General features: G+C 64.4%; 23 protein-coding genes. 6 read left to right on the top strand and 17 right to left on the bottom strand.

Annotation, left to right across the window (positions count from 1 at the left end):
* Nucleotide 1: 1 nt before the first annotated feature.
* The 3 genes from ARC39_RS02070 to ARC39_RS02080 form a co-directional block, all read right to left on the bottom strand.
* On the bottom strand, nt 2–937 hold the full coding sequence (locus ARC39_RS02070) for a carbohydrate ABC transporter permease (RefSeq protein WP_068109257.1): 936 nt from the start codon (nt 935–937) through the stop codon (nt 2–4).
* A complete protein-coding gene (locus ARC39_RS02075) occupies nt 930–1,856 on the bottom strand; it encodes a carbohydrate ABC transporter permease (RefSeq protein WP_068109260.1) in 927 nt (308 codons plus the stop codon). The genes ARC39_RS02070 and ARC39_RS02075 overlap by 8 nt, the downstream gene beginning before the upstream one ends.
* 81 nt (nt 1,857–1,937) lie before the next feature.
* Nucleotides 1,938–3,167 (bottom strand): ABC transporter substrate-binding protein, encoded by a 1,230-nt coding sequence (locus ARC39_RS02080; RefSeq protein ID WP_201455697.1) that lies wholly within the window; start codon nt 3,165–3,167, stop codon nt 1,938–1,940.
* Nucleotides 3,168–3,376: 209 nt separating this feature from the next.
* On the opposite strand from ARC39_RS02080, the gene ARC39_RS02085 reads away from it, so the two are divergent.
* Together ARC39_RS02085 and ARC39_RS02090 are read left to right on the top strand one after the other, a co-directional pair.
* The gene (locus ARC39_RS02085; protein WP_236545095.1) at nt 3,377–4,378 is read left to right on the top strand and encodes a LacI family DNA-binding transcriptional regulator; all 1,002 of its coding nucleotides are present in this window, start codon (nt 3,377–3,379) and stop codon (nt 4,376–4,378) included.
* Between the two features lie 107 nt (nt 4,379–4,485).
* Entirely contained in the window at nt 4,486–5,118 is a 633-nt protein-coding gene (locus ARC39_RS02090) for a hypothetical protein (RefSeq protein WP_068109266.1), read from the top strand.
* An 82-nt stretch (nt 5,119–5,200) separates the two neighbouring features.
* On the opposite strand, the gene ARC39_RS02095 is transcribed toward ARC39_RS02090, so the two are convergent.
* A complete protein-coding gene (locus ARC39_RS02095; protein ID WP_068109268.1) occupies nt 5,201–6,088 on the bottom strand; it encodes a LysR family transcriptional regulator in 888 nt (295 codons plus the stop codon).
* 113 nt (nt 6,089–6,201) lie between these two features.
* Here ARC39_RS02095 and ARC39_RS02100 point away from each other — a divergent pair, with 113 nt between their 5' ends.
* Entirely contained in the window at nt 6,202–7,191 is a 990-nt protein-coding gene (locus tag ARC39_RS02100; RefSeq protein WP_068109271.1) for an SDR family NAD(P)-dependent oxidoreductase, read from the top strand.
* Nucleotides 7,192–7,272: 81 nt separating this feature from the next.
* On the opposite strand, the gene ARC39_RS02105 is transcribed toward ARC39_RS02100, so the two are convergent.
* The gene (locus ARC39_RS02105; protein WP_068109273.1) at nt 7,273–8,448 is read right to left on the bottom strand and encodes a phosphoglycerate kinase; all 1,176 of its coding nucleotides are present in this window, start codon (nt 8,446–8,448) and stop codon (nt 7,273–7,275) included.
* A 143-nt stretch (nt 8,449–8,591) separates the two neighbouring features.
* Between ARC39_RS02105 and ARC39_RS02110 the strand changes: the two genes are divergently transcribed.
* Nucleotides 8,592–9,092: a peptidylprolyl isomerase gene (locus ARC39_RS02110; RefSeq protein WP_068109277.1), complete on the top strand. Its 501-nt coding sequence runs from the start codon at nt 8,592–8,594 to the stop codon at nt 9,090–9,092.
* The gene (locus ARC39_RS02115; RefSeq protein ID WP_068109279.1) at nt 9,085–9,702 is read left to right on the top strand and encodes a peptidylprolyl isomerase; all 618 of its coding nucleotides are present in this window, start codon (nt 9,085–9,087) and stop codon (nt 9,700–9,702) included. The genes ARC39_RS02110 and ARC39_RS02115 overlap by 8 nt, the downstream gene beginning before the upstream one ends.
* Nucleotides 9,703–10,143: 441 nt before the next feature.
* Here ARC39_RS02115 and ARC39_RS02120 read toward each other — a convergent pair whose 3' ends face one another.
* The 3 genes from ARC39_RS02120 to ARC39_RS25770 all read right to left on the bottom strand — a co-directional run bounded on the left by ARC39_RS02120 (nt 10,144) and on the right by ARC39_RS25770 (nt 12,489).
* Complete coding sequence (locus tag ARC39_RS02120; RefSeq protein WP_068109282.1) at nt 10,144–11,049, bottom strand: DMT family transporter; 906 nt, start codon at nt 11,047–11,049, stop codon at nt 10,144–10,146.
* A gap of 295 nt (nt 11,050–11,344) precedes the next feature.
* Nucleotides 11,345–12,154, bottom strand: coding sequence for a division plane positioning ATPase MipZ (locus ARC39_RS02125; RefSeq protein ID WP_068109285.1), 810 nt, complete (start codon nt 12,152–12,154; stop codon nt 11,345–11,347).
* Nucleotides 12,155–12,330: 176 nt separating this feature from the next.
* The gene (locus ARC39_RS25770) at nt 12,331–12,489 is read right to left on the bottom strand and encodes a hypothetical protein (RefSeq protein ID WP_161470919.1); all 159 of its coding nucleotides are present in this window, start codon (nt 12,487–12,489) and stop codon (nt 12,331–12,333) included.
* 101 nt (nt 12,490–12,590) lie between these two features.
* Between ARC39_RS25770 and ARC39_RS02130 the strand changes: the two genes are divergently transcribed.
* Entirely contained in the window at nt 12,591–13,487 is an 897-nt protein-coding gene (locus ARC39_RS02130) for a GNAT family N-acetyltransferase (protein ID WP_161470920.1), read from the top strand.
* Between the two features lie 422 nt (nt 13,488–13,909).
* On the opposite strand, the gene ARC39_RS02135 is transcribed toward ARC39_RS02130, so the two are convergent.
* The 9 genes from ARC39_RS02135 to ARC39_RS02175 all read right to left on the bottom strand — a co-directional run bounded on the left by ARC39_RS02135 (nt 13,910) and on the right by ARC39_RS02175 (nt 24,342).
* Nucleotides 13,910–16,240, bottom strand: a complete 2,331-nt coding sequence (locus ARC39_RS02135; RefSeq protein ID WP_068109291.1) for an aldehyde dehydrogenase family protein — start codon at nt 16,238–16,240, stop codon at nt 13,910–13,912.
* A 41-nt stretch (nt 16,241–16,281) separates the two neighbouring features.
* Nucleotides 16,282–17,292 (bottom strand): deoxyribose-phosphate aldolase, encoded by a 1,011-nt coding sequence (gene deoC, locus ARC39_RS02140; protein ID WP_236545096.1) that lies wholly within the window; start codon nt 17,290–17,292, stop codon nt 16,282–16,284.
* Between the two features lie 159 nt (nt 17,293–17,451).
* Nucleotides 17,452–18,561, bottom strand: a complete 1,110-nt coding sequence (locus tag ARC39_RS02145; RefSeq protein WP_068109294.1) for a hypothetical protein — start codon at nt 18,559–18,561, stop codon at nt 17,452–17,454.
* 158 nt (nt 18,562–18,719) lie between these two features.
* On the bottom strand, nt 18,720–20,459 hold the full coding sequence (locus ARC39_RS02150; RefSeq protein WP_068109296.1) for a SulP family inorganic anion transporter: 1,740 nt from the start codon (nt 20,457–20,459) through the stop codon (nt 18,720–18,722).
* A gap of 70 nt (nt 20,460–20,529) precedes the next feature.
* The gene (locus ARC39_RS02155) at nt 20,530–22,218 is read right to left on the bottom strand and encodes a bifunctional protein tyrosine phosphatase family protein/NAD(P)/FAD-dependent oxidoreductase (RefSeq protein WP_068109298.1); all 1,689 of its coding nucleotides are present in this window, start codon (nt 22,216–22,218) and stop codon (nt 20,530–20,532) included.
* A gap of 73 nt (nt 22,219–22,291) precedes the next feature.
* Entirely contained in the window at nt 22,292–23,173 is an 882-nt protein-coding gene (locus ARC39_RS02160; protein ID WP_068109301.1) for an MBL fold metallo-hydrolase, read from the bottom strand.
* 10 nt (nt 23,174–23,183) lie between these two features.
* Entirely contained in the window at nt 23,184–23,699 is a 516-nt protein-coding gene (locus tag ARC39_RS02165) for a DUF6691 family protein (protein ID WP_149866277.1), read from the bottom strand.
* A gap of 4 nt (nt 23,700–23,703) precedes the next feature.
* Complete coding sequence (locus tag ARC39_RS02170; RefSeq protein ID WP_068109303.1) at nt 23,704–24,132, bottom strand: YeeE/YedE family protein; 429 nt, start codon at nt 24,130–24,132, stop codon at nt 23,704–23,706.
* 3 nt (nt 24,133–24,135) lie between these two features.
* Nucleotides 24,136–24,342, bottom strand: a complete 207-nt coding sequence (locus tag ARC39_RS02175) for a YgaP family membrane protein (RefSeq protein ID WP_068109306.1) — start codon at nt 24,340–24,342, stop codon at nt 24,136–24,138.
* Nucleotides 24,343–24,543 lie beyond the last annotated feature (201 nt).

Genomic DNA, 24,543 nt, shown 5'->3' on the forward strand with positions numbered 1-24,543 from the left:
GTTACCCCTTGACGGCGCCGGCGGCGATGCCGCGCACGAAGAGTTTGCCGGAGACGAAGTAGATGGTGAGCGGCACGAGGCCCGTCAGCAGCGTCGCCGCCATGTTGACGTTGTATTCCTTCACGCCCTGTACCGAGTTGACGATATTGTTGAGCTGCACGGTCATCGGGTAGATTTCCGGCTTCGTATAGATCACGCCGAAGAGGAAATCGTTCCAGATGCCGGTGACTTGCAGGATCATTGCCACGACGAAAATCGGAAGCGCCATTGGCACCATCACCCGGAAGTAGATACCCCAGAACCCCGCGCCGTCGACCCGGGCGGCCTTGAACAGGTCCATCGGGATCGAAGTGAAGTAGTTGCGGAAGAGCAGCGTCAGGATCGGCATGCCGAAGATCGTGTGCACCAGAACCAGACCCCAGAGGGTGCCATAGAGGCCCATTTCGCGCAGCAGGATGACGATAGGGTAGATCATCACCTGATAGGGGATGAAGGCGCCGAGCATCAGGATCGTGAAGAAGACCTCCGAGCCCTTGAACTTCCAGTTCGATAGCGCGTAGCCGTTTACCGAGGCCACGGCGATGGAGAGCACGACGGAGGGCACCAGGATGCGCACCGAGTTCCAGAAACCGCGCGAGAGGCCATCGCAGTTGATGCCCGTGCACGCCTCCGCCCACGCCTTGACCCAGGGTTGGAAGGTGATTTCCACGGGCGGTGCGAAGATGTTGCCCATGCGGATCTCGGGCATACCCTTTAGCGAAGTCACGACCATCACCCAGAGCGGAAGCGCGTAGTAAACCGCGACCACGATCAGTGTGCCGTAAAGGAAGATATTGCCGCGGGAGAACGTGCGTTTCGGTTTCGCCCCGCGCGGCCCCTCGACCAGCCCGGTGGCGGGGATGCCGTTGCCATTGGTGGAAGCGGTCACATCAGCCACGTTTCTTGCCTCCGAATTCGAGATAGGCCCAGGGGATGAGGATGATCGCAACCATCAGCAGCATCATGGTGGAGGCGGCGAAGCCCTGACCAAGGTTCTGCGAGGAGAACATTCGGTCATAGACGTATTTTGCGGGCACCTCGGAGGCGATACCTGGCCCGCCGGAGGTTTGCGCCACGACAAGGTCGTAGATTTTCACGATGCCGGAGGTGATGAGCACCAGCGCGGTCACGAAGACCGGGCGCATCATCGGGATAATCACCAGCACATAGGTCTTCCACACCGGTATGCCGTCCACGCGGGCGGCTTTCCATATGTCCTCGTCGATGCCGCGCAGTCCGGCGAGCATGATGACCATGATCAGCCCCGTGCCTTGCCAGAGCCCAGCGATCAGGATGCCGAAGATCACGATGTCGGGGTTGTAGAGCGGATCGAAGCTGAAGCTCTCCCAACCGAGCGAGCGCACCACATTCTGGATCCCAAGTTCCGGGTTCAGCAGCCATTGCCAGACGAGCCCTGTGACGATGAAGCTGAGCGCGAAGGGATACAGGTAGATCGTACGGAAGGCGGACTCGAAGCGGACCTTTCGATCCAGTAGCGCGGCGAGCGTGAAGCCGATCACCAGGGTGAAGATCAGCGAGCAGATGCCGTAGATTGCGAGGTTCTCGATGGAAACGAGCCAGCGGCGGGTGCTCCACAGCCGGTCGTATTGATCAAGCCCAACGAAATCGAGCTTCGGCAGAAGTTTGGATGAGGTAAAGGAGTGAACGACCGTCCAGCCGGTGCAACCGAGGAAGATCACCAAAGCGGTGAGCGCCATTGGAACAGAGGCGATCTTGGCGGAGAGGTTTTTCAGCAGCGGATTAGGTGGACGGCTTCCGTTCCCGGCCTCGACCGTGCGGGCGTCGGTGCTGGTCATGGGGGCTCCCGGCCGGGGACGCCGGCCTGTCAGTCGTGGAGGGTGGACCCGGCTTTGTGGGCCGGGTCCGGGGAGGCGATATCACTCGGCGCGCGAGATGATATCGGCGTAGGCCTTCTGAGCGTCTTCCGGCGAGTACGACGGGTCTGCCCAGAATTCCGTGAGTAGATCGTTGATCTCGTTGATCGTGTCCTGCGTCAGAACCTGCTCACGCGATGGCATGATGTTGCCCGCAGCGAGTAGATCGAGCCCCTTCTTCATGCAGGCATTGACGGTGCCGAGGTCCACATCCCCGCGCACGGGCATCGAACCCTTCTTGGAGTTGAAGGCAACCTGCACTTCCGGCTTCAGCAGAAGCGCGGCCAGTTCCTTCTGGGCGGCGGTGATCTCCGGGTCATCGTTGACCGGGAAATAGAAAGCGTCGCCGCCAGTGTCGAGGATGGCTTCCAAGCCGAGTCCGGGCAGGCACGTGTAGTCCTCGCCGGCGGTTTGCTCGGCAACCTGGAACTCGCCCTGTGCCCAGTCGCCCATGATCTGCCCGCCAGCCTGGCCGGTGATCACGAGGTTGGTGGCCTGGTTCCAATCCTGCACGGTGGATTTCGCAGCCATATCGCGGGCTTTGGCGAAGGCCGTCCAGACTTCGGCGAATTCCGGACCCATCGCCGCATCCATGTCCTTCTGGCCCTGGATCTTGTCGATCAGTTCGATGCCGCCGACTGCGGTGAGGATCACGTTAAAGGCGCCGCCCTGCTGCCAAGGCTGCTGTCCCATGGCGAGCGGGATCTTGCCGGCGGCTTCCAGCGCGGGTGCCGCTTCGACAAATTCGGTCCAGTTGGTCGGAACGGGCACGCCGGCGTCTTCGAACGCCTTGTTGCTGAGCCACATCCATTGCCAGGAGTGAATGTTCACCGGAGCGCAGTAGATCTTGCCGTCCACGGTGCAGCCATCGAGCAGGGTCGACGGGTTCACGATATCCTTCCAGCCCTCTGCCTCTGCGATCTCGGTCAGATCCATCATGAGACCGGCTTCGATCAGTTCCTCTGCCTGCCGGCCGTGGTTGAGCTGGGTTGCACCCATCGGGTCGCCGCCAAGAATGCGGCTTACGATGATCGGGCGCGCGGTATTGCCGGACCCGGCGATTGCGCCGTCGACCCATTGGTTGCCCGTGGCGTCGAAGGCCTTGGCGAACTCGGCCACGGCGGCCGCTTCGCCGCCCGACGTCCACCAATGGGTGACCTCTAGGTCGGTGGCGAACGCGGCGGTACCGCTGGCCAGCGCGGTGGCCGCAAGAATTCCGGTGATGGGTTTCACGATTTTCCTCCCTGGAACTAAATCGTTGTAGGTGGAGCCTAAAACGATGTAGGATTTCAAATCAAGGGAGAATACGCGGCCGCTTCACCGGTATTGAAAGACCGGTTCCTTGGTCGGTCGATCTCGGGAGCGGCCTGTGATAGCGCCCTGAAAACTGGCGGAATACGAGGAAAAAGCGGCCGTTAGCGATGACACCTAAGAGACCGACATTGAAGACGATCTCCGAGATGAGCGGTTTCGCGGTGCCTACGGTTTCGCGCGCGCTGAAGGATGCGCCCGATATCGGCGCGGAGACAAAGGCGACGGTACGGCGGATCGCCGAGGAAATCGGCTACGTTCCGAATCGGGCCGGTGTGCGCCTGCGGACGGGGCGGACGATGGTGATCTCGCTGGTACTGTCCACAGACCACGACGTGTTGGACGATCATACGAACCGGTTGATTTCCACCGTGGCCAAGTCGCTGCGCGGCACCGGCTACCACATGATCGTCACACCCTATGTTACCGGCGAGGATCGGCTGGACCCGATCCGCTACATCGTCGAGACGCGCTCTGCGGATGCGATCATCACGTCGCAGATCGAACCGGAAGACCGTCGCATTGCATATATGATGGAACGTGACTTCCCGTTCGCCACCTACGGGCGCACGCGGTGGTGCCGGGAGCATCCCTATTTCGACTTCGACAACGGCGCTTTCGGCGAGATCGCAGCGCGCACGCTGTTGGAACGGGGACGCCGGCGGCTGATGCTGGTGTCCCCGCCGATGGGGCAAAGCTATGCGCAACATATTGTCAGCGGCATCAACAAGACGCTGGCCGAAAAAGGTCTGGAGCTTGAAATCCTGGAGGGAGTGACGAGCCACGACACCAACGAGCGAGTGCGGCTGGCTCTGGCGGAAAGGTTGGCGCGTACCGACGTGCCGGACGGGATCATTGCTCCTTCGACAACAGCAGCGATTTCCGCAGTGGCGGCGCTGGAGCACCGAGGGCTGGTGTTGGGCGACAATATCGACGTGTTTGCAAAGGAGGCCGCACCCTTTTTGAGGTTCTTCCGGCGCGAGGTCATAACGGTGCATGAAGATGTTATCGAAGCCGGGGATTTCCTGGCGCGGGCGGCGATACGTGCCATTGAACAGCCCGATCTGCCGCCGATGCAGGCGCTGGCCGTGGCCCATGCGCCGCGCCCCGTGGACACGCTCTTCGGCGAGTAGGAACGCGCGAATCTTGCCCGGAGCTTTGCAAAAAAGCTCCCGATGCGTGCCACAAACCGGCCCATTTCGGCCCGTAGCGTTGAAATTGAGTAACGAGGAGTGGCGCCGTGCCGACCGATCAGACACATCAGCAAGACCTTGCCGGGGCTGGCGCAGAAATGACTGCCCGTCCGGCCCGCAGCCTGGCCAGAATGGTGGCTATTCCGATGATCGGCCTGGGTGCCGCCAGTTGCGCCACCATCGACATGGTGCATCGGCACATGCCGGAATTCAGTGCCGTGCCGGGGATTGCCGGATCGGTCCTGGCAATGGTCGGTCTCATGCTCCTGATGCGCTGTCAGGTGCGTCAGGCGCGTGACGAAGCCGCCCGTCGGCTGCGTTGCCAACGGATCTCCTACTACGTTCCGGTGATGGCCGACGGCTCCAGTTGTTCGGACGCGCTGACGGCAGCATTGGTTCCTGCCGGGGTCTCCACCGGCGCGCCGACCCGACGCCGCAGTGTTTCGGCGGCCCGCATGGCGAAGCGGGAGCAGGATCGCCGTACGAAATGCGCTGGTGCCTCCGTGACGCTGTTCCGGCACGGACCGGAAAGCACCGAGCGGGCCGTCGGCGCGAAGACGGCCGTCACCGCCGCGATGCGGTTCGGCGGGGAATGGACAAAGGACCTCGACCTGTCGCCGCGCGCTTCCGCCCAATTGGAAGCCGACCCCTTCGTGAAGCGTCTGGCCCGGATGAGCTGATCCCGGCGCGACTGGAAATCTGAAGCGTCACACACCGCGGCGGCCTCGAAAACGGTCGCCGCCGTTGTATTGGCGCGTTGGTCTAACGGGCATAGGCGTTGAAGGCCTCGGTGAGCGAATCGAGCGTAGCCCGTATTCGTGGGACGTGGCGGAGGTTCTCGTGGGTCACGATCCATGTCTCCAGCATCACGGGGACGAAATCTGGCAACACGCGGCGCAGGTTTGGATCGCGCGCACCCACGGGCACCTGCAAGACGCCGATTCCGAGCCCAGCCCGCACAGCGGCGGCTTGCGCCGGATGGTTGTCGGTACGCAGGACAAGGTTGGGCCGCGTAATCCCGATTGCGAGCGCTTCCACCAACATGAGATCGGGGCGGCTGCGGTCGGGCCCGATGATATCGTGATTGGCAAGTTCGGCCACTGTCGTCGGTTTGCCCTGCCTGCGCAGGTAGCTTTCCGCGGCGAAGAAACCGAGCGGGATATCGGCGATCTTACGCGCGACCAGCGCATCCTGCGCGGGCCGCATCATGCGGATCGCGAGATCGACCTCCTGCCCAAGGACATCCTCGACCGCATTTGTGAGTGACAGCTCGATGCGCAGTCCGGGATGCGCCTGCCGAAGAGCGCCGAGCATCGGTGGCACCACCTCGACGCCGATGAAGTCGGGTACGCTCAGGCGCACTGTGCCGGCGACCTCGCCGGGCGGGGCGGAGGCCTGCCGGTTGAACAATTCGGAGGCGATGGCCATGCTGCGCGCTGGCGCACGCAGGGCCAGCGCGCTCTCCGTCGGCGCGAGACCGTTTGCGGAACGGGTGAAAAGAACGGTGCCAAGTGCCGCCTCCATCCCCTCCAGCCGCGCGCGCACGGTCGGGTGCGAAAGGCCGAGCCGCCGTGCCGCTCCGGACAGGCTGCCCTCCTCCAGCACGGCGAGAAAGACCCTTTGGTCATCCCAGGTGACTGACGAGCTCATAAGATTCTTTCTAGCGGTAGGCGAAATTATTGCAATTTTATTTTATCTCAGGTGGGCGCATTCTCCGATCATGGAAACGGCCAGCAAGAGGCCGCAGCGAGAGGAACGCAGAGATGAACGCGAAAAAGACAGTTCTGATACTTGGCGCGTCAGGGGGCGTTGGCGGGGCGATTGCGACGGCCCTCCAACAGGATGGTTGGCACGTGCGTGCAATGGCGCGACATCCGGAGACGGCGCGGAACCACGCCCCGGCAGTGGCGGATTGGCGCCGGGGCGACGCGATGAACCGCGCCGACGTTGTTGCGGCTGCGAGCGGCGTTCAGGCGATCGTCCACGCGGTCAATCCGAAGGGGTATCGAAACTGGGACACGCTGGTGCTGCCGATGATCGACAACACGATCGCCGCCGCGCGGGCCGCGGGTGGCGCTCGTGTGGTGCTGCCAGGGACGGTCTACAACTACGACCCCGAGGCCGCGCCGGTGATCGACGCCGCGACGCCTCAGCAGCCAAAAAGCGCGAAGGGCCGGATCCGGGTCGCATTAGAGCAACGGTTGGAGGCGGCCGCACCGGATGTGCCGTCGCTGATCCTGCGGGCGGGCGATTTCTTCGGGCCTGACACGCGGCAGAGCTGGTTCTCGCAGGCCATGGTCGCACCGGGCAAGCCGTTGCGGCGGATCGTGAACCCGGCCACCGGGCCGGGGCATAGCTGGGCCTATCTGCCGGATCTCGCGGAAGCCTTCGCGCGGCTTATGGCGGCGGAGGCGCGGCTGCGCCCGTTCGAGCGGGTGCAGTTCGAGGGTGTGGTGGACGAGAGCGGCACCCGCATGACCGACGCGATCCAGCGCGTGGCCGGGCGCAGCCTGCCGGTGTGGCGCTTCCCCTGGTGGCTGATGTCGGCGCTCGCGCCATTCGGCGGGATGCCGCGGGAAGTGGCCGAGATCGCACCGCACTGGCGGCACCCCATGCGCTTCGACAACCGGCGACTTGTCGAGCTGATCGGCGCCGAGCCACGCACCGATCTGGACGCGGCGATCCGGCAGACGCTGTTGGGGCTTGGCTGTCTGGAAAACGGGCACAGGGCTGCGATGCCTGCCACAGCTTGAAGTACCGTGATCCGCAATGAAAGAGCCGGACGATGCAAGTCGCCCGGCCCTCGACATATGGGCTAGTTACTTTTCCCGTGGTCAGCCGAGCGCGGCCACGCCGGGCAGTTCCTTGCCTTCCATCCATTCCAGGAAGGCGCCGCCGGCGGTCGAGATATAGGTGAAATCCTTCGCAGCACCGGATTTGTTGAGAGCCGAGACGGTATCGCCGCCGCCGGCGACGGTCTTCAGCTTGCCGTCGGCGGTGAGCGCCGCGGCGGCCAACGCCGCGTCAAAGGTACCCGTGTGGAAGGGTTCGATTTCGAAAGCGCCAAGCGGGCCATTCCAGATCAGGGTCTTGCACTGGGCGAAGACGCCCTTGAGCGCCTCGACGGTGGCCGGGCCGGCGTCGAGGATCATCTTGTCGGCGGGACATTGATCCACCGGCAGTACCTCGTTGGCAGCGCCGGCGGCGAACTCGGCGGCCACGACGATATCCACCGGCAGGTGGATGGTGCAGCCGGTGCCTTCGGCCTTCTCAAGGATCGCCTTGGCGGTGTCGGCCATGTCGCGTTCGGCGAGCGAGGTGCCGATCTCCACCCCCTTTGCCACCAGGAAGGTATTGGCCATGCCACCACCGATCACCAGATGATCGACCTTCTCGATCAGGTTGCCCAGCAGGTCGAGCTTGGTGGAGACCTTCGCGCCGCCAACAACGGCCACCACCGGGCGTTCCGGTTTGCCAAGTGCCGATTCAAGCGCCCCCAACTCTTGCGCCATCAGCCGGCCGGCGCAATTGGGCAGCAACTTGGCCACGCCCTCCGTGGAGGCGTGCGCCCGGTGCGCGGCGGAGAAGGCATCATTGCAATAGACATCGCCGAGGGAGGCCAGGAATTGGGCCATCTTCGGATCGTTGTCCGTCTCCATCGGTGTGAAGCGAGTGTTCTCCACCAGCACCACTGCATCTGCGGGCAAGGCGTCCAGCGCCTCGCGCGAGGGGGTCTCGACAAAGGTGACGCTCTGGCCGAGCTTCTCTTCCAGCGTCGGCACGGTGATCCTGAGGCTCATCTCCGGCACCGGCTTGCCCTTGGGCCGCCCGAAGTGGGCGAGCATTACGGGCTTGCCGCCCTTCGCAAGAATGTCCTTGATCGTTGGCACGATGCGTTCGATCCGCGTGGCGTCGGTTACTACGCCGTCCTTGACCGGCACGTTGATGTCGACACGCACCAGCACGGTCTTGCCGGCGAGGTCCATGTCGTCGAGGGTCTTCCAGCTCATGGGTTGCTCCTTTCGAAAGGCTTGTGCGCTGTCTATCGCAACCGGATTTGACCAGCTACGGGGTTTCGGTTTCCGCTAACGCGGTTTAGGGTCGCGCCGAACCGCGGGGGGAATACCCGCCATGCACGAGCGAGGAGGGCCCGATGGCCGAAATCAAGGATCCCGAAAACACTGTCATCATCACGCTCAAGGACGGCGACGTCGTCATCGAGCTGCTGTCCGACGTGGCGCCCCAGCATTGCGAGCGTATGAAAGACCTGGCCCGTGCCGGCGCCTATGACGACGTGGTCTTCCACCGGGTGATCGACGGCTTCATGGCCCAGACGGGCGACGTGGCTCACGGCAAGGCCGGTGGCGACCTGCGCCGGGCGGGGACGGGGGGCTCCGAGCATCCCGACCTGCCGGCGGAGTTCTCCAAGCTGCCCCACGCCCGGGGTACCCTTGGCGCGGCCCGGTCGCAGAACCCGAACTCGGCGAACAGCCAGTTTTTCATCAATTTCAAGGACAATGACTTCCTGAACGGGCAATACACGGTCTACGGCCGGGTGATCTCGGGCATGGAGCACGTGGACGCGATTACCCGGGGCGAGCCACCCGCGAACCCCGACAAGATGATCTCGGTCAAGGTGGCCGCCGATGTCTGACAGCCGGGTTTTCGCAGGCGGCATATTCGCCGTTGGGCTCGCCTTTCTCGCAGCGTTCTTCCTGATGACTCATGGAGGGCAATCGCCCGCGACGGCTGCAGAAGACACCGCCGGGCCGAATCTGGTGATCGAAGTCGGCGGTGCTGGCGAAGGCCGGATCGTCATCGATCTCCTGGCGGACGTGGCGCCGCAGCACGCGGAACGCATCGCCGCGCTGGCGGAGGCCGGTGCCTATGACGACGTGGTCTTCCACCGGGTAATCGATGGCTTCATGGCCCAGACGGGAGACGTGCAATTCGGCAAATCCGGCGGCGATACCAGCCGCGCCGGCATGGGTGGCTCCGACATGCCGGACCTGCCAGCCGAGTTCAGCAGCGTCTCCTTCGAGCGCGGTGTGGTCGGTATGGCGAGATCGCAGAATCCGAACTCGGCCAACAGCCAGTTCTTCATCATGTTCGCGCCCGCTCCGCATCTGGATGGCCAATACACGGTGGTCGGCCGTGTGATCGAGGGCATGGATGTGGTCGATGCGATCAAGAAAGGCAACGCCAACGCCAATGGCGCGGTAGCCGACCCAGACCGCATGATCTCGGTGACGGTGGAGCGCTGACCGGCTGGCTGCGCAACCGGGGCGTGGATCTGGAAACACGCCATTCCACCCGATGCAGGACTCACCCAGGGCCGCGTCGCCTCTATGGAGATGACGCGGCACGAGACAAAAAGCAGATTGCGACCTCGGGCGCGTGGATGCAGCCCAACGGACAAACTGCAGTCGGGAAACGTCGTTGAACCGCGCCCCGCCGCGTCGCGCGTGCCGACCGACCCGGCGCAACCGAACTCCGGCCGGTCCTTCCCTTGCGAAGTGAAACATCGACGATTGTGTTCGATACATGACCGGCGCCAGCCCTGCGGTATCGCACCTCTTTGAATTGAGTGACCACGCTAGCGGCGTCACTTCTTGGGGGCCATCCACACCCGAGATCCCGGCATGGACAGACGGTTCCTTCGTCTCGGCGCACGTTGTCGAGGGCAATCGTTTCGCGACGCGCTTTCAGCGACCGGTTGGCTGATCCGCCCGGTCGTTGGATGAACGAGACCGCGCAGCGAGGGCAATGGCGACACCTGACACCCCCACAAGCGTCATTCCAAAAAGACTGATGCCGTCCGGAAAGTCTCCAAAGAACAGGAACCCCAGCCCGCCGGCCCAGACCAGATGCGAATAGTTGATCGGTGCGAGCAGTGAGGCTGGAGCCAACCGGTAGGCCGCCGTGAAGAGGTAGTGCCCGACCGAATAGGCAAGGCCGAGGCCGATCATGAGGATGAGATCGGTTCGGTCCGGCTCCAACCCGGCCAGCAGCGGAAGGCTCCACAATATTAAGACGACGCCGCCGACCCAAGCGGCGTGGAACTGGAGCGCGACCGTCGTTTCCGTCCGCGATGCCAGGCGTGTCAGTAGGTGGTAGGCCGTCGCGAGACCGGCGTTGATCACTGCATAAAACGCGCCGATGGGGTCAAGGCCGCCGCCGGGCCGCAGGACCAGCAGCACGCCTGCGAAGCCCGCGATGGCCCAAACCCAAACGCCCGGCGGTACGGGCTCGGCAAGGAACCGCGCCGACAACAGCATCACCAGGAACGGGCAAAGGTAGACGATTGCAATCGTCTCGCCGACTGGCATGAGGCGTAGCGCGAGTGCAAGCGTGACTGACGCCAAAGCGAGGCAGAGGCTCCACGCGATAACCAAAACGCGATTGTTCATTATCCAGATGTCGCGACCGAAGCTCGGATAGAGGAACACGCCGATCAGAACCGCGTTGACCCCGTAGCGTACCATCAGGATCACGGGCACGGGATGATGCTGAGCCAGGTACTTGGTTGCGACGTCGCCGAGGGCGAAGGACAGAGTTGCCGCCAGTACCAGCGCAATGCTCTGTACGGGGCGGTTCGCGGGGCGCTTCAACGATGTCGTTTCCCTATGCCGATCCTGCCGTCTACGGCCGTACGCCTAGTGTCGAGTGCCGACTACTAGCTTTCAAGCGCAGGATGCATAGGCACTGTGAATGCAGGAACCCGTCAATTCGTCGCTTTCCGCCGCGGTCCACCGGAAAACCGATCCGGGGAAGCGCGGTGACCTTTGGACGGCGACCGGAACCTACTATAGGCAGGTAGATCGCGGCGGCCGGTTCGGGGCAGGGCGCCCGTCGTCGCTGCGTTCACCTGCATCGGCGGCGGTTCTGGAGTCCTCCGCCGTCCGTTCAGAATTTGACCTTCACGCCCGGCAGATCGAGTGTCTTGATGAGGTCGCGCAATTCCTGGCGGGCGGCGATGTTCGATAGGTTCAGACGGTCGCCGCCGATGTCGCGGAGGTCGAGCAGCGTGAGGCCGCGCGGGAAGAGTTCGCGGAAGATCACCCTCTCGCTGAAGCCCGGTGCGACGCGGAACCCGATGCGCTTGGAGAGCTTGCCGAGCGCCTCTCCGACCTTGCGCTTGTTGTGCATCTGCTGCGACCCGAGCCGGTTGCGCGTGACGATCCAGTCGATCGGTTTCAGCCCGGCCTGCGCCCGGGTCTGCCGCGCCGCCCAGACCATTTCGGAATAGACCGAGGGGCCGAGGATGGCGCCGTCCTGCGGGCGGGTGCGGGCCAGCAGGTCGAAATCCACGAAACTGTCGTTGAGCGGCGTGATCAGCGTATCGGCCAGCGAATGAGCCATCTGGCTGAGGCGCGTGTGCGAGCCGGGGCAGTCGATGAGGACGAAGTCGCTCTCCGCCTCGAGGGCCTGGACGGCGCGTGAGAGGCGGTAGTCGTGCGGATTGGTGCCTGCGGGAACATCTTCCGGCGCGACCTCGGGGAGGTTGATGTAGGCCGGAACCGCAAGCGAGTGGCCGTTGTTCTCGCAGAATGCCCGGCGGTTCTCGACGTAACGACCGAGGCTCTGCTGGCGCAGGTCGAGGTCCAGCGTGCCGACCCGGTGGCCCATGCGCGCAAGCGCCGTGGCCACATGCATGGAGGTGGTGGATTTGCCGGACCCGCCCTTCTCGTTTCCAACAACGATGATATGCGCCACGATGCGCTCTCCGACAGCTGACTATTCCTGGGCCGGCTACGGTGAGTGGCGGCACCCGGCCGCAGCGGCGCAGGCGCCGGAGGGCCGGCCCCCGTGCCACTACTTGCCGGCGGCGAAAAGGGAAAGTCCCAATCGACGCGTTCCGCCTTGGCGGTGCTGGCGCCGTGGAGTCGCAGTCACATAATCCAGCGCCAGATCGCTTCGATCACGAAGAGCAGCGGGGCGGTGACCAGAGAGAGAGCCGAGGCAAGCCAGAGCGAGCTGCGGAGGGTGGTGCGGGGCGGTGGGGCGGTGACGCCCAAAACGGCGGGAATGGAGGGTTTCATCGCCGCCATTAACGCCACCTTAGATTTCCGGCCGGTTAATAGGCGCGATGATTGTCAAGTGGACGGAAACCGAGTCGCTCCTACTGCCGCCAGGCCTCGAGGGGCTGCCGATGCAGCAACATGAAACCTATGGTGCGGCTTGCGTGGCGTCCGGATGCCGCGTGCGTCGGTTCGTGCTGCGGTCGCGCGAAGGTTGTGTTCTGGCGGCGGCGCAGGTGCTGGTGCGCCGCTGGATGCTTCTGGGCACGGCTGCCTTGCTGTCGCGCGGGCCGGTCTGGGCGCCGGGCACCGCGGCAGCATTTCGGCAGGCGGCGCTGATACGGTTGTTGGACCGGCTGCGCACGGAGCATCGGTGTGTCGCCGTGACGCCGGAGCTTTGCGGCGGCGTTGACCCTCTGGCACATTGTGGCTGGTTGGAGGCGGTGACTCCGTGTCACCTCGCCAGCTTGCGGCTTGATGCGCCGCCCGACGTGCTGCGGGCACGGATGCATGGCAAGTGGCGCAACCGCCTCGCTCGCGCTGAGCAGGCTGAACGAGACGGGTTGGAAATCCGTCACGCACCCATGCCGCCCGATCCCGGCCACTGGCTTCTGCGAAAGGAGGCCGCACAGGCCCGCCAGCGCGGCTACCGGTCCCTTCCACCGCGGTTCACGGCGGCCTGGGTGGCGGCAGGAGGTGCGCACGCAGCGCGTCTCTTCACTGCCTGGAAGGCCGGTTCTCCGGTGGCTGCGATGCTGTTCCTGCGACATGACCCCGGAGCGAGCTACCACGTGGGTTGGACCGGGCCGATGGGGCGGGAAACCGGGGCGCACAACCTGCTGCTTTGGCGCGCGATGACATGGTTGCAATCCACGGGTGTGCAACAGATCGACCTCGATGTGATCGACACCGTGTCCGCGCCCGGACTCGTGCGGTTCAAGCTCGGCAGCGGCGCACGTCCTGCATTGCTCGGTGCGACCCGTATCTCGGCACCCGGGAGCCGGCTTTTCGCGGCGGGATCGGCATAGCGCATTCGAACCGAGGCCCTTGCTCGTCGGCGCCGCATCGCAGGCCCGTCTCCTCCGCTGGAGCCGTGCGCACATTCCGCGCGCGAGAGGCATGGGACTGACAGATGGTGCGCCGGCGCGGCGTGGTTGTGTGCGGGATGGATATGCGCACTACCGGTTTCGCATTCGATTGCCGCACATGGCGGATGCACGGAACGGGAGCCGCCGTGTCGGTTGGCTGTCGTGCCAGGCACCCGCTCGCAGCGTCCTGATGCATGTCCGGAGGTGCGGCGGTGACACGGCGCGTCACGCGTCCGTTTCAGGAACGCCCGCCGTGGCCAGTTGCGGCGATCGGGCCGGTCGTCCATGCAGGCGAAGCCTGCCATGCCCAACGGCGATGAGATGCCGCAAGGCATCGATCGCCGGCGGGAGCGCTTCCGCCGTCAGTCGCCGTAGGGAACCCAGATAGTGTGAATCTCGGTCGCGTGGGCGAGCGCCTCCCGGCCGGACCCGGCCGTGTCCAGACCCGCGCACCAGGTCCGTTTGAGATTACCGGAAGCGGCGGTTTCGATGGCCGTGTCGAAGGATGGGTCGGAGAAGTTCCAGACGGCGTCTACATCGAGATGGGTGGCCAGTTCTGTACCAAGCACCTCCTGCGCGCCGGTGACTATGTTCACCACGCCAGCTGGCAGATCGGAGGTCTCCAGCACCTGATAGAAATCCGTGGCGGCCAGTGGGTATGGCTCGGAGGGGATCAGCACCACGCGGTTGCCCATGGCGATGGCGGGCGCCATGGCGGCGACGAGGCCCAACAGCGGGCGGTCCGGCGGGCAGAGCGCGCCGATCACGCCGACGGGGCGGTTGACCGCGAGCGCCAGGCCGCGCAGAGGCACGCCCTTCGCCGCGCCGTCGAACTTGTCGGCCCAGGCGGCATGGGTGAAGAGCAGGTCGATGGCAGCTTCGACCTCTGCCTTGCCTGCGTCGGTGCCGGTCATCCCGTCGAGACGGGCGGCGAATTCGCCGGTACGCGCGGAGAGGTTCTCGGCGATGAAATAGAGAATCTGGGCGCGCAGGTGGCCCGTGGCGCCGGCCCAGCCCGTTGCCTTACCCGCGGCCTCGACGGCATTGCGCAGATCCTTCCGGTTGCCCTCGCCCACGTGGCCGAGCAACGCGCCTTTTGGCGACCAGATCGCGCGCGAATAGCCGCCGTCTGGCCGCGCCTGCTTGCCGCCCACATACATCTTCGCCGTGCGGTCGAGCGGGGCATCGGGTGCGGCCGCGTCGGGCGCGGCACCGGGGGCAGTCGCGGCGGCGCGCGGCGCAGGCTTGGCAGGGCGGGTGTAGGCCAGCAGCCCTTCCCAGCCGCCCTCGCGTCCGAAACCGCTCTCGCGGACCCCACCGAAACCGGCGGCGGCATCGAAAAGGTTGGTGGAGTTCACCCAGATCACGCCGGCAGCCAGTTTCGGCGCTACGTCGAGCGCGAGGTTCACATTTTCCGACCAGACCGAGGCGGCCAGCCCGTAGCGGGTGTTATTGGCGAGCGCCACTGCCTCGGCAGGCGTGCGGAAGGTAGTGGAGACGAGGACGGGGCCGAAGATCTCCTCCTGCATCAGCATGTCGGAGGGAGCGAGGTCGGTGATCAGCGTAGGCGGGTAGTAACACCCCTCCGGCATCTCGAGCGGCGGCTGGTAGAGCGAACCGGCCCCGGCGCCGGCCTCGACCATGCGGGTGACGGTGTCGAGTTGCACCGGGTCCACGAGGCTGCCTACGTCGATGCTCTTGTCGAGCGGGTCGCCCACGCGCAGTGCGGCCATGCGCTCCTTGAGCTTGCCGTAGAAGGTTTCGGCGATGCCCTCCTGCACCAGCAGGCGGGAGCCCGCGCAACAGACCTGGCCCTGGTTGAACCAGATCGCGTCGACCAGCCCCTCAACGGCGCTGTCGAGATCGGCATCCTCGAAGACGATGTAGGGGGACTTGCCACCCAGCTCCAGCGTCAGCGCCTTGCCGGTGCCCGCGGTTGCCTTGCGGATGTCGCGGCCGACCCCCGTGGAGCCGGTAAAGGCGATCTTGTCGACCTCCGCACGGGCAACGAGCCGGCCTACGTTGCCGTCGCCGGTGACGATGTTGACCACGCCCGCGGGCAGGCCGGCCTCCTGACAGATCTTTCCAAAGAGCAGCGCGGTGAGCGGGGTGAATTCCGCCGGTTTCAGCACCACCGTATTTCCCGTGGCAATTGCCGGCGCAACCTTCCAGGCCAGCATCAGAAGCGGGAAGTTCCAAGGAATGATCTGACCGCAGATTCCGATGGGCGCGCGGTCAGGAAGTTCCGCTTCCATGAGTTGCGCCATGCCGGCGTGGTAATAGAAATGCCGCTGCGCCAGCGGCACGTCGATGTCGCGGCTCTCGCGGATCGGCTTGCCGTTGTCGAGGCTCTCCAGCACCGCCAGCAGGCGCGCGTGTTTCTGCAAAAGGCGTGCGAGCGCATAGAGGTAGCGGGCACGGGCATGCCCGCCAAGGGCCGCCCAGGCAGGCTGGGCGGCGCGGGCGGCCTCCACGGCGGCCGCAATGTCGGCCTCCGTCGCCTGGGTAACGTTGGCGAGAAGCGCTCCCGTGGCCGGGTTGAGGCTCTCGAAGCCCTCGCTTGCCTGGGTGAACTTGCCACCGATGAAATGTCCGAAAGCGCGTCCGTGGCTTTCGAGCCAGGCCTGTGCCTCGGCATCGCTTTCCGGGGCCGGTCCGTAATCCATGCTGTCGAAGATGTTCTGAATACTCATGACGTCTAGTGATCCATATGCCGGGGTTCCGGTCGTGGCGGTCATGCCAGCGGGTGGCGGTGGGCGGCGGAATAGGCGCCGGTGACATGGTGCTCCAGCTGGCGCTCGATGTCTCCCAGAAGCGAGGACGCGCCGAAGCGGAAGAGGTCGGGCTGCATCCAGCGGTGCCCAAGCTCCTCCTTGAGAAGTGCCAGGTAGGAGAGCGCGTCCTTCGCCTTGGAGATGCCGCCGGCGGGTTTGTAGCCGACGCGGAAGCCGGTGCGGGCGTGGTAGTCGCGGATCGCGCGCGTCATCACGAGGCTCACGGGCAACGTGGCGTTGACGGATTCCTTGCCGGTGGAGGTCTTGATGAAATCGGCGCCCGCCATCATGCAGATCAGGCTGGAACGGGCGACGTTGCGCAATGTGCCAAGCTCGCCCGTGGCGAGGATCGCCTTCACATGGGCTTGGCCACAGGCGGCGCGGAATTCTCGCATCTCGTCGTAGAGCGCTTGCCAGTTGCCGGTGAGCACGTGACGGCGGGAGATCACGATGTCGATCTCCGCCGCTCCGGCCTTGACCGATTCCCCGATCTCGGCCACCCGCAGCGCAAAGGGCGAAAGCCCGGCGGGAAAACCGGTGGAGACCGCGGCGACGGGAATGCCTGAACCGTTCAGAGCTGCGACGGCTGTGGGCACCATATCGTGATAGACGCACACCGCACCGGTGGTCAGATGGGGGACATTCATCGCTTCGAGCAAGTCGGCCCGCACCGGCTGGCGGGCCTTGGCGCAGAGTCGGCGCACGCGGCCCGGCGTGTCGTCCCCCGAAAGCGTGGTGAGGTCGATGAGCGAGATTGCTTTCAGCAGCCAGGCGGCTTGATAGGCCTTCTTGACCGTGCGGCGGGCGGGCAACGTGGCAGCGCGGCGCTCGATCGCGGAGCGGTTGGCCTGTGCACGCATGACCCAGTCCATGTCGAGGTCCATGCCGGGATTTCTGGGGAGTTCCGCCAGTTGCGGCAGATGGTCGAGGCCGCGGGTGACGGCCGTGGTGCGTTTTTTCTCGGTCTGCACCGCTGAGTCCTCCCTGATCGCTACGCCCGTACGGTCGCATGGGGGATGAGGCGGGGCAAGGGGGTGGAGCGGGTGGCTGCATTGCCCGGACCGGGGCTTGTCTGGCCTTTCATGCAGGATACCGCCTTGCCAATGCGCAAACACCGTGGGCCTGGCCGCTCAACTCTCAGGGAGCAGCCGGTCCAACGTCGCTGCGGCAAAGGGATCCTCCGCACCTGATTTTGCTCCACCGAGGCGATTGTGGCTCTTCCAGTTGGTCGTGATGCCTCGGCAGTGCCAATACCCGAAGTCCCGGCGTTTCAGCAGACCGGTGGGAAGCAAGGTCTCAGGGCGGTGCACATCCCAGCCGATCCCGCGGCGCCAGCCGTCCGGGCGCAGGCAGTATTTCGTTGGGCACGGCTTGTCAGTTCCGCGCAGAAACCTGTGATCGGCATGGCGGAAGGGCGGCGCGGCACCAGACGGAGGCATTCGCCAGCGGCCCTCGAAGGTGACGAAGCCCGCTGCACTGGAGACCGCGGCGTCGAAGACCGATCCGGCGCGTGTCCAGACCAACTCGTCGAGATCCGCGTTGAGGACGGCCCGGGCACGGGAGAGAAACCGCAAGCGTGCAAGGTTGAGCATTGCCGGTTGAAGGAACTTCGCGCCGCCGCCACCGGATTTCTGGCGTACGGGGCCGTAGCGGTGGGGTACCTTCAGAACGACAGCGCGCTTGAGCCCGGCGGACGCGAGCGTGTCGAGAATCGCCGCCGGGGGATAGGCATCGGAGGCATTGTCCATCACCAGCATCGCTTCCAATCCGTGTTCGCCGATATGGAACCGCGCCCAGTCGGCGATCCAGTCCAGCCGGTTGTTGCGGGAGATGTGGAGCGAGGCGTTGAGCCCCGCGAAGATGTCCGTCTGCTCCGGGCTCACGCCGCTCGCACCCCGCCACCGGCCGGCGGAAGTGGAAACCTCTGTTGCCGGGACGTCGGTGCGCAGCCGAACGATATCGTGGCGGCGAAAAGAGTGCCTGCGAGCGATGCGGGCGGGCTTGCCGTCGGCAAGGATCGCGCCGTCTGCGACGAGTGCCTTGAAGTTGAGAAGTTTCGGGCAGACGAGGTGAATCTCACCCGGAAGCTGGACCGCGTCGTACCAAAGCGTTGTCCAGTCATAGGCGTCCTCGAAACCGTCGCCACGGGCGGTTGCCGGCACAATGGCATGGCGGCGCAGGCCGGCGCCCTCGACGGAGAGGCTCTGCATCTCGGTGATGGAGAAATCGGGCAGGTCCATACAGCCTCATACGGCAGGGGCGCATGCGATGCCAACCGGATTGCGTGGAGGCTACAGGGACCGGGGGGCCGTCTGCCCCCCGCGCGGCCGGCAGCCGCGCTCCCCCCGGGGATATTTTGAGACAGAAGAAACCGGGTTGGGGCGCTGAGCCTGCCGGATTACTCGGCGGCGCGGGCGGTCGCCCCCTGATCGCTCAGTGCCATCCAGGCGTCGTACTGGGACAGGAATACGCGGCCGTTCATTTCCTCTAGGAAGTGGCTGCGTTTCAGCCTGTCCATCACCGGGCCCTTCACCTCTGAGAGGTGCAGGTGAATTCCCATGTCCTTCAAACGATGGAGGATCGATTCCAGCGATTCCAATGCTGACAGGTCCACCTCGTTGACGGCCGGGAAGTTGAGCACGACATGTTCGAGTGCGCATTCGCCGACGACACGATCGTAGATGTAATCCTCCAGGAAGCGCGCATTGGCGAAGTAGAGGCTCTCGTCGACCCGCAGTGTGAGCACTTTCGGATCGGTTTCAACATCGTGGCGCAGGATGTTGCGGAAATGGTGGGTGCCGGGGACAAGGCCGAGTTCGGCGATATGGGGCCGCGAGGTTTTGTAGAGGTGAAGGAAGATAGACAAAGCGACACCGGCGGAGACGCCGGCCTCCACACCCATGCCGAGCGTGAGCAGGATCGTGGCGCCGACGGCAAAGAAATCGGCCCTTGAGAAGCGCCAGGCCTGTTTCACGACGGTGAAATCGACCAAGCTCAGCACCGCGACGATGATCGTTGCCGCGAGCGTTGCCTTGGGCAGGAAGTAAATCAGCGGCGTGAGCAGAAGCGCGGCGAGTAGAATGCCTATGGCGGTGAAAGCGCCCGCTGCCGGCGTTTCGGCACCCGCGTCGAAATTCACCACCGATCGCGCGAAGCCCCCGGTGACGGGGTAGCCGCCGGAGATGGATGCCGCGATGTTCGATGTACCGAGACCGATCAGCTCCTGGTTCGGGTCGATGCGCTGGCGGCGCTTCGCTGCGAGGGTTTGTGCCACCGAGACGGATTCCACGAAGCCAATGATCGAGATCAGGATTGCCGAGCCGACCAGCGCGGCCCACATGCCCGGATCGAAAGAGGGGGCCGTGAGCGGGGGCAGGCCGCGGGGCACGTCGCCGACGATGGCAACACCGCGGTCGGCGAGGCCGAAGATCCAGGTAAAGAGCGTTGTCACCACGACCGCGCCGACCGGGCCGGCTTTCGTCAAGACATCTGCCAGGCGCGGGTTGATCCCGGCCTTCAGAAGTCGCGGCTTCAATCCCTTGCGCACCCAGAACAGGAACACGATGGACGACACGCCGATGATGAGGGTCCAGAGGTTCGTGCGACCGAGGTTGCCCAGCAGATGGGACAATGTTTCGAGCAGGTTGTGTCCCGACGCTTCCACCCCAAGAATATGCTTGAGCTGCGAAGCCGCGATCAGGATCCCCGACGCGGTGATGAACCCCGCGATCACCGGGTGTGATAGAAAATTGGCGATGAAACCGAGCCGAAACAGGCCCATCGCGGTCAGGAACAATCCTGAAAGGAAAGCCAGCGTCACAGCGGCCAGCGCGATGGCCCCAGGGTCGGTGAGGCCAAGGTTGCCAATGGCGGCGGCGGTCATCAGCGAGACCACGGCAACCGGCCCGACGGCGAGCGCGCGCGAGGTGCCGAAGACTGCGTAGGCCACGAGCGGCAGGATCGAGGCGTAGAGCCCCATTTCCGCCGGAAGGCCAGCGAGGAGGGCATAGGCCAGCGATTGCGGGATCAGCATGATCGTCACGATGACCGCCGCCAGCGCATCGCTTTCCAGCGTCCGGCGGTCGTAACGGCTGCCCCAGTCGAGGATTGGCAGGTAGCGGCGGAGGGTAGGGGGCATCGGGACTCCTGACAGGCAATCGTATCGCTTGAACGGCGCGACCGAAGGCGGCCGCGCCGAATTCTGGGTGCTAGGCCGACACGGGGCCTTCGCCGGTGACCTTCTCGGGCTTGGCCATCCATTCCCGGCCCTTGAGCATTGCGCCCCAATAGACGGGCGGCAGAAGCATTTCCTTCAGGATCCAGGCCGCACGGGTGGGTTTGGTGCCGTCGATTATCCACTTCGGGAGGGTGGGCAGAATGGTGCCCCCGTAACCGAACTCGGCCAAAACGATCTTGCCACGCTCCACTGTGAGTGGACAGGAGCCGTAGCCGTTGTACGCGCCCTGTGGACTGCCACCGAGGATGTCGGCGGTCACGTTGGCGGCGACCACCGGGGCCTGCATCCGGGCCGCCGCGGCGGTTTTCGCGTTCGGCGCGTTCATCACGTCACCGAGCGACCAGATGTTCTCGTAAGACTTGTGGCGCAGGGTTATCTGGTCGACGTCGACCCAGCCGGCCGCATCAGCCAGCGGCGAGACGCGGATGAAGTCTGGCGCTGTCTGCGGCGGGCAGACGTGGATCATGTCGAATTCGGTCTGCACCGTGCGCGGTTCCTCGTCCGGCGCCTTGACCTCGAACGTGGCCGTCTTGCCGGGGCCGTCGATTGCCACGAGATTGTGGAAGAAATTCAGCGTGGCGTCGTATTTCTGCACGTATTCCATCAGTGCCGGAACGTAATCCTTCACGCCGAAGAGAACGCCGCCGGCATTCATGAACTGGATGTCGATATTGCCCAGTACCTCTTCGCGCCACCAATGATCACCTGAGAGATACATCGCCTTCTGGGGTGCACCGGCGCATTTGATCGGCATTGGCGGTTGCGTGAAGACAGCACGGCCCTTGCGCAGGCCCTGAACGAGCTTCCACGTGTAGGGCGCGAGGTCATACCGGTAGTTGGAGGTGACACCGTGGTGACCGAGTGTGTCCACCAGCCCGTCCACCGCATGCCAGTCGAGCTTCAGCCCCGGGCAGACGACGAGGCGGTCGTATTTCACCACCCGGCAGCCGTCGAGAATGACGGCATTATTGGCCGGCTCGAAGGCCGCCACCGCAGCCTTGATCCAGTGAACGCCCTTCGGGATCAGGCTGCCCATGGTGCGGGCGGTGGTGGCAGGGTCAAAGACGCCGGCGCCGACCATGGTCCAGCCGGGTTGATAGTAGTGGATGTCGGCCGGGTCGATGACGGCGATTTCAATGTCGCGCATCCGCGACTTCAGCGAGGAGGCGACCGAGATACCGCCGGCACCGCCCCCCACAATCACCACGTCGAACTTCGCATCGCCGGTGTCGGTTGGCGTCTTGCCGCCGTTGACGATGCGGCGCACCACGCCGCCCATGTCGTAGCCGGCGGCCTTTGCGGCGGCGAGGATCTTTGCCGGTTCCATGTCTCGCGCGTGACTCAGCGACCAGAGAGTCGTTGAGCGCATACCGGAACGGCAGTAGGCCAGAACCGGCCCCGGCAGTTCGGTCAGCGTGCGACCGAATTCTTCGGCCTGTTCGTCCTGAACCATGCCGGAGGTCACGGGCTGATAGCGCGCCTCCAGACCCATTTCCACGGCCGCCTGTTCGATTTCCTCGAAGGTGGGTTGGTCGTTGCCCTCGCCGTCAGGACGGTTGCAGACGATTGCGCGGAAGCCCGCGTCCTTTATCTTCTGGACGTCTGAAATGGTGATCTGTCCAGCGACCGACAGGCCGTCTGTCAGCTTCTTGAATTCCATGGTCCTGTTCTCCTCCAAGGGATCAGCGCGGGGCGGCGCATCGCGCCCCGGCGCCCGCTCTTGTTTCGCTGATTCAGAGACCGTTCACCGGTACTTTCAGCATTGGCACGCCATCGTCGTCGGTTGGGACCTCTCCTGCCCGCATGTTCACCTGCAGTGACGGGATGATCAGCTTGGGCATGTCCAGTGTCGCGTCGCGTTCGGTACGGAACTGGACGAACTCCTCCTTCGTTTTGCCGCCGCCGACGTGGATATTGTGTGCCTTTTCTTCACCGACGGTCGTCTCCCATTGGATGTCCCGGCCGTTGGGGCCGTAGTCGTGGCACATGAAGAGGCGGGTCTCGTCGGGGAGCGTCAGCACCTTCTGGATGCTGTCAAAGAGTGTGGCCGCATCGCCGCCGGGGAAGTCGGCCCGCGCCGATCCGCCGTCCGGCATAAAGAGCGTGTCGCCGACAAAGGCGGCATCACCCATCACATGCACCATGCAAGCAGGCGTGTGGCCGGGCGTGTGCATGGCGAACACCTCCATGCCACCAACCGTATAGGTGTCTCCGTCCTTGAAGAGCGCGTCGAACTGGCTGCCGTCGCGCTGGAATTCGGTCCCTTCGTTGAAGATCTTGCCGAAAACGTTCTGCACGGTGACGATGTGCTCGCCGATGCCGATCTTGCCGCCCAGCTTCTCCTGTATGTAGGGCGCGGCAGAGAGGTGGTCGGCGTGGACGTGGGTTTCGATCAACCACTCGAGCTTCAGGCCGTTGTCCTCGACGAATCTGATCAACTCGTCGGCGTGCGCGTAGGTGATCCGCCCGGCGGCATAGTCGATATCCATGACGGAATCGACGATGGCGCAGGAGTTCGAGTTCGGGTCCTTCACCACATAACTGATCGTATTGGTGGCGTCGTCGAAGAAGCCGGTGACGTCGGGCTTCAAGGAGATGTCGACAGGGTAGTCCATTCTTCCCTCCTCAGGTGTTGTCAGATTTTTCGTCTGTGGCGTGTGGAACGTGAGTCAGCGGCCCATGCGGCGCCGGCTGGTGCTTGGCGTAGCTGGGTGTCTGGAACCGTACGGCCATATGGGTGTTGATAAACCGCGCCAGCCCCATGCCGGCGATAAGGGCCGCGGCGAAGATCAGCACTTCGGAACGTCCGGTGCCGATCGCGGGCAGCGCGCCGCCCGGACAGAATCCCGAGAGCCCCCAGCCCACGCCGAAGACAGCGGAGCCGCCAATGAGCTTCGTATCGAGCGCACGGTTCTGCGGCAGGTGAAAGATCTGGTCGAAGCTCGGGCCGGGCCGCTTCAGCACCCAGCGGTATCCGAAAAAGGTGACGACCAATGCTCCCCCCATCACGAACATGAGAGAAGGGTCCCAGGTGCCTGTGATGTCGAAGAAATTCAGGACTTTCTCGGGATTGCTCATCCCGGAAATGGATATCCCGAGGCCGAAAACCAGCCCGATCACATAGGTCAGGATCAGACGCATACCCTCATCCCCCCATCATATGGCGGGTGACATAAACCGTCAGCCCGGTCGTCAGCATGAAGGTGAGTGTCGCCGCAATCGAACGAGGCGACAGACGCGCCATCCCGCAGACACCATGGCCGGACGTGCAGCCCGACCCGTAGGATACACCCACGCCGACCAGAAGGCCACCTATCACCAATGCCGGCGTCGAAACGGGCACGGTTATTTCTGGCCACTCGCCGGTGAGCGATAGATAAAGGGCGGGGCCGCTGATCATTCCGGCTAGAATCGCCCATCGCCAGGCGCGGTCGTCCTCCCCCCAAATCGCGGCGGCCAGGATGCCCGTCGCCCCCATAATGCGGCCCAAAACCAGCATGAGCAGAACGGCGGCCAGCCCGATCAGGCTGCCGCCGAAGAGAGACGCCAGAGGCGTGAAGTTCACGATTGTCATGCGTCAGCTATCTGTCTTGCAGGTCTTGATTCCGAGGATCTGGTACGGCGGGCAGTACCCCATGGCGGAGGTGCCCAGCATCACCAGGCCAACGACGGCGGCGATGGCCGTCCACAGCCCGCTCCAACCAGCGGTAAAGGCGGCGATGAGCAGCACGATGCCGACGATGGCGCGAACAATGCGGTCGGCGGAGCCCATATTCTTGGTCATGGTTGCGTTTCCTTCGTTATCGGGTGTCGGGATATCTCTACCCCGAGTCGCAGGTGTGTTTCAGTGACCAAGTCACCGAAACCAGGCCGGCATCCGATTTCCTGCTGTGGAGCGTAGAAACCGCCGGTGTCCGGAGCATTGTCCGGTTGTCGTTGACCCGTGGAGCTTTGCGCTCTCTCCAAGTATCACGAGTAATAATGC

The organism is Tropicimonas marinistellae, assembly GCF_001509585.1.
In the GTDB taxonomy this organism is placed as follows: domain Bacteria; phylum Pseudomonadota; class Alphaproteobacteria; order Rhodobacterales; family Rhodobacteraceae; genus Tropicimonas; species Tropicimonas marinistellae.

Bases quoted from the DNA above. Each gene is read 5' to 3' on its own strand.
- ARC39_RS02095 (WP_068109268.1), bottom strand. From the start codon at position 6,088: ATGAGCTCGTCAGTCACCTGGGATGACCAAAGGGTCTTTCTCGCCGTG.
- ARC39_RS02100 (WP_068109271.1), top strand. From the start codon at position 6,202: ATGAACGCGAAAAAGACAGTTCTGATACTTGGCGCGTCAGGGGGCGTT.
- ARC39_RS02145 (WP_068109294.1), bottom strand. From the start codon at position 18,561: ATGGACCTGCCCGATTTCTCCATCACCGAGATGCAGAGCCTCTCCGTC.
- ARC39_RS02135 (WP_068109291.1), bottom strand. From the start codon at position 16,240: ATGAGTATTCAGAACATCTTCGACAGCATGGATTACGGACCGGCCCCG.
- ARC39_RS02175 (WP_068109306.1), bottom strand. From the start codon at position 24,342: ATGACCAAGAATATGGGCTCCGCCGACCGCATTGTTCGCGCCATCGTC.
- ARC39_RS02165 (WP_149866277.1), bottom strand. From the start codon at position 23,699: ATGCGTCTGATCCTGACCTATGTGATCGGGCTGGTTTTCGGCCTCGGG.
- ARC39_RS02160 (WP_068109301.1), bottom strand. From the start codon at position 23,173: ATGGACTACCCTGTCGACATCTCCTTGAAGCCCGACGTCACCGGCTTC.
- ARC39_RS02115 (WP_068109279.1), top strand. From the start codon at position 9,085: ATGTCTGACAGCCGGGTTTTCGCAGGCGGCATATTCGCCGTTGGGCTC.
- ARC39_RS02110 (WP_068109277.1), top strand. From the start codon at position 8,592: ATGGCCGAAATCAAGGATCCCGAAAACACTGTCATCATCACGCTCAAG.
- ARC39_RS02155 (WP_068109298.1), bottom strand. From the start codon at position 22,218: ATGGAATTCAAGAAGCTGACAGACGGCCTGTCGGTCGCTGGACAGATC.
- ARC39_RS02130 (WP_161470920.1), top strand. From the start codon at position 12,591: ATGCAGCAACATGAAACCTATGGTGCGGCTTGCGTGGCGTCCGGATGC.
- ARC39_RS02170 (WP_068109303.1), bottom strand. From the start codon at position 24,132: ATGACAATCGTGAACTTCACGCCTCTGGCGTCTCTCTTCGGCGGCAGC.
- ARC39_RS02150 (WP_068109296.1), bottom strand. From the start codon at position 20,459: ATGCCCCCTACCCTCCGCCGCTACCTGCCAATCCTCGACTGGGGCAGC.
- ARC39_RS02105 (WP_068109273.1), bottom strand. From the start codon at position 8,448: ATGAGCTGGAAGACCCTCGACGACATGGACCTCGCCGGCAAGACCGTG.
- ARC39_RS25770 (WP_161470919.1), bottom strand. From the start codon at position 12,489: ATGGCGGCGATGAAACCCTCCATTCCCGCCGTTTTGGGCGTCACCGCC.
- ARC39_RS02075 (WP_068109260.1), bottom strand. From the start codon at position 1,856: ATGACCAGCACCGACGCCCGCACGGTCGAGGCCGGGAACGGAAGCCGT.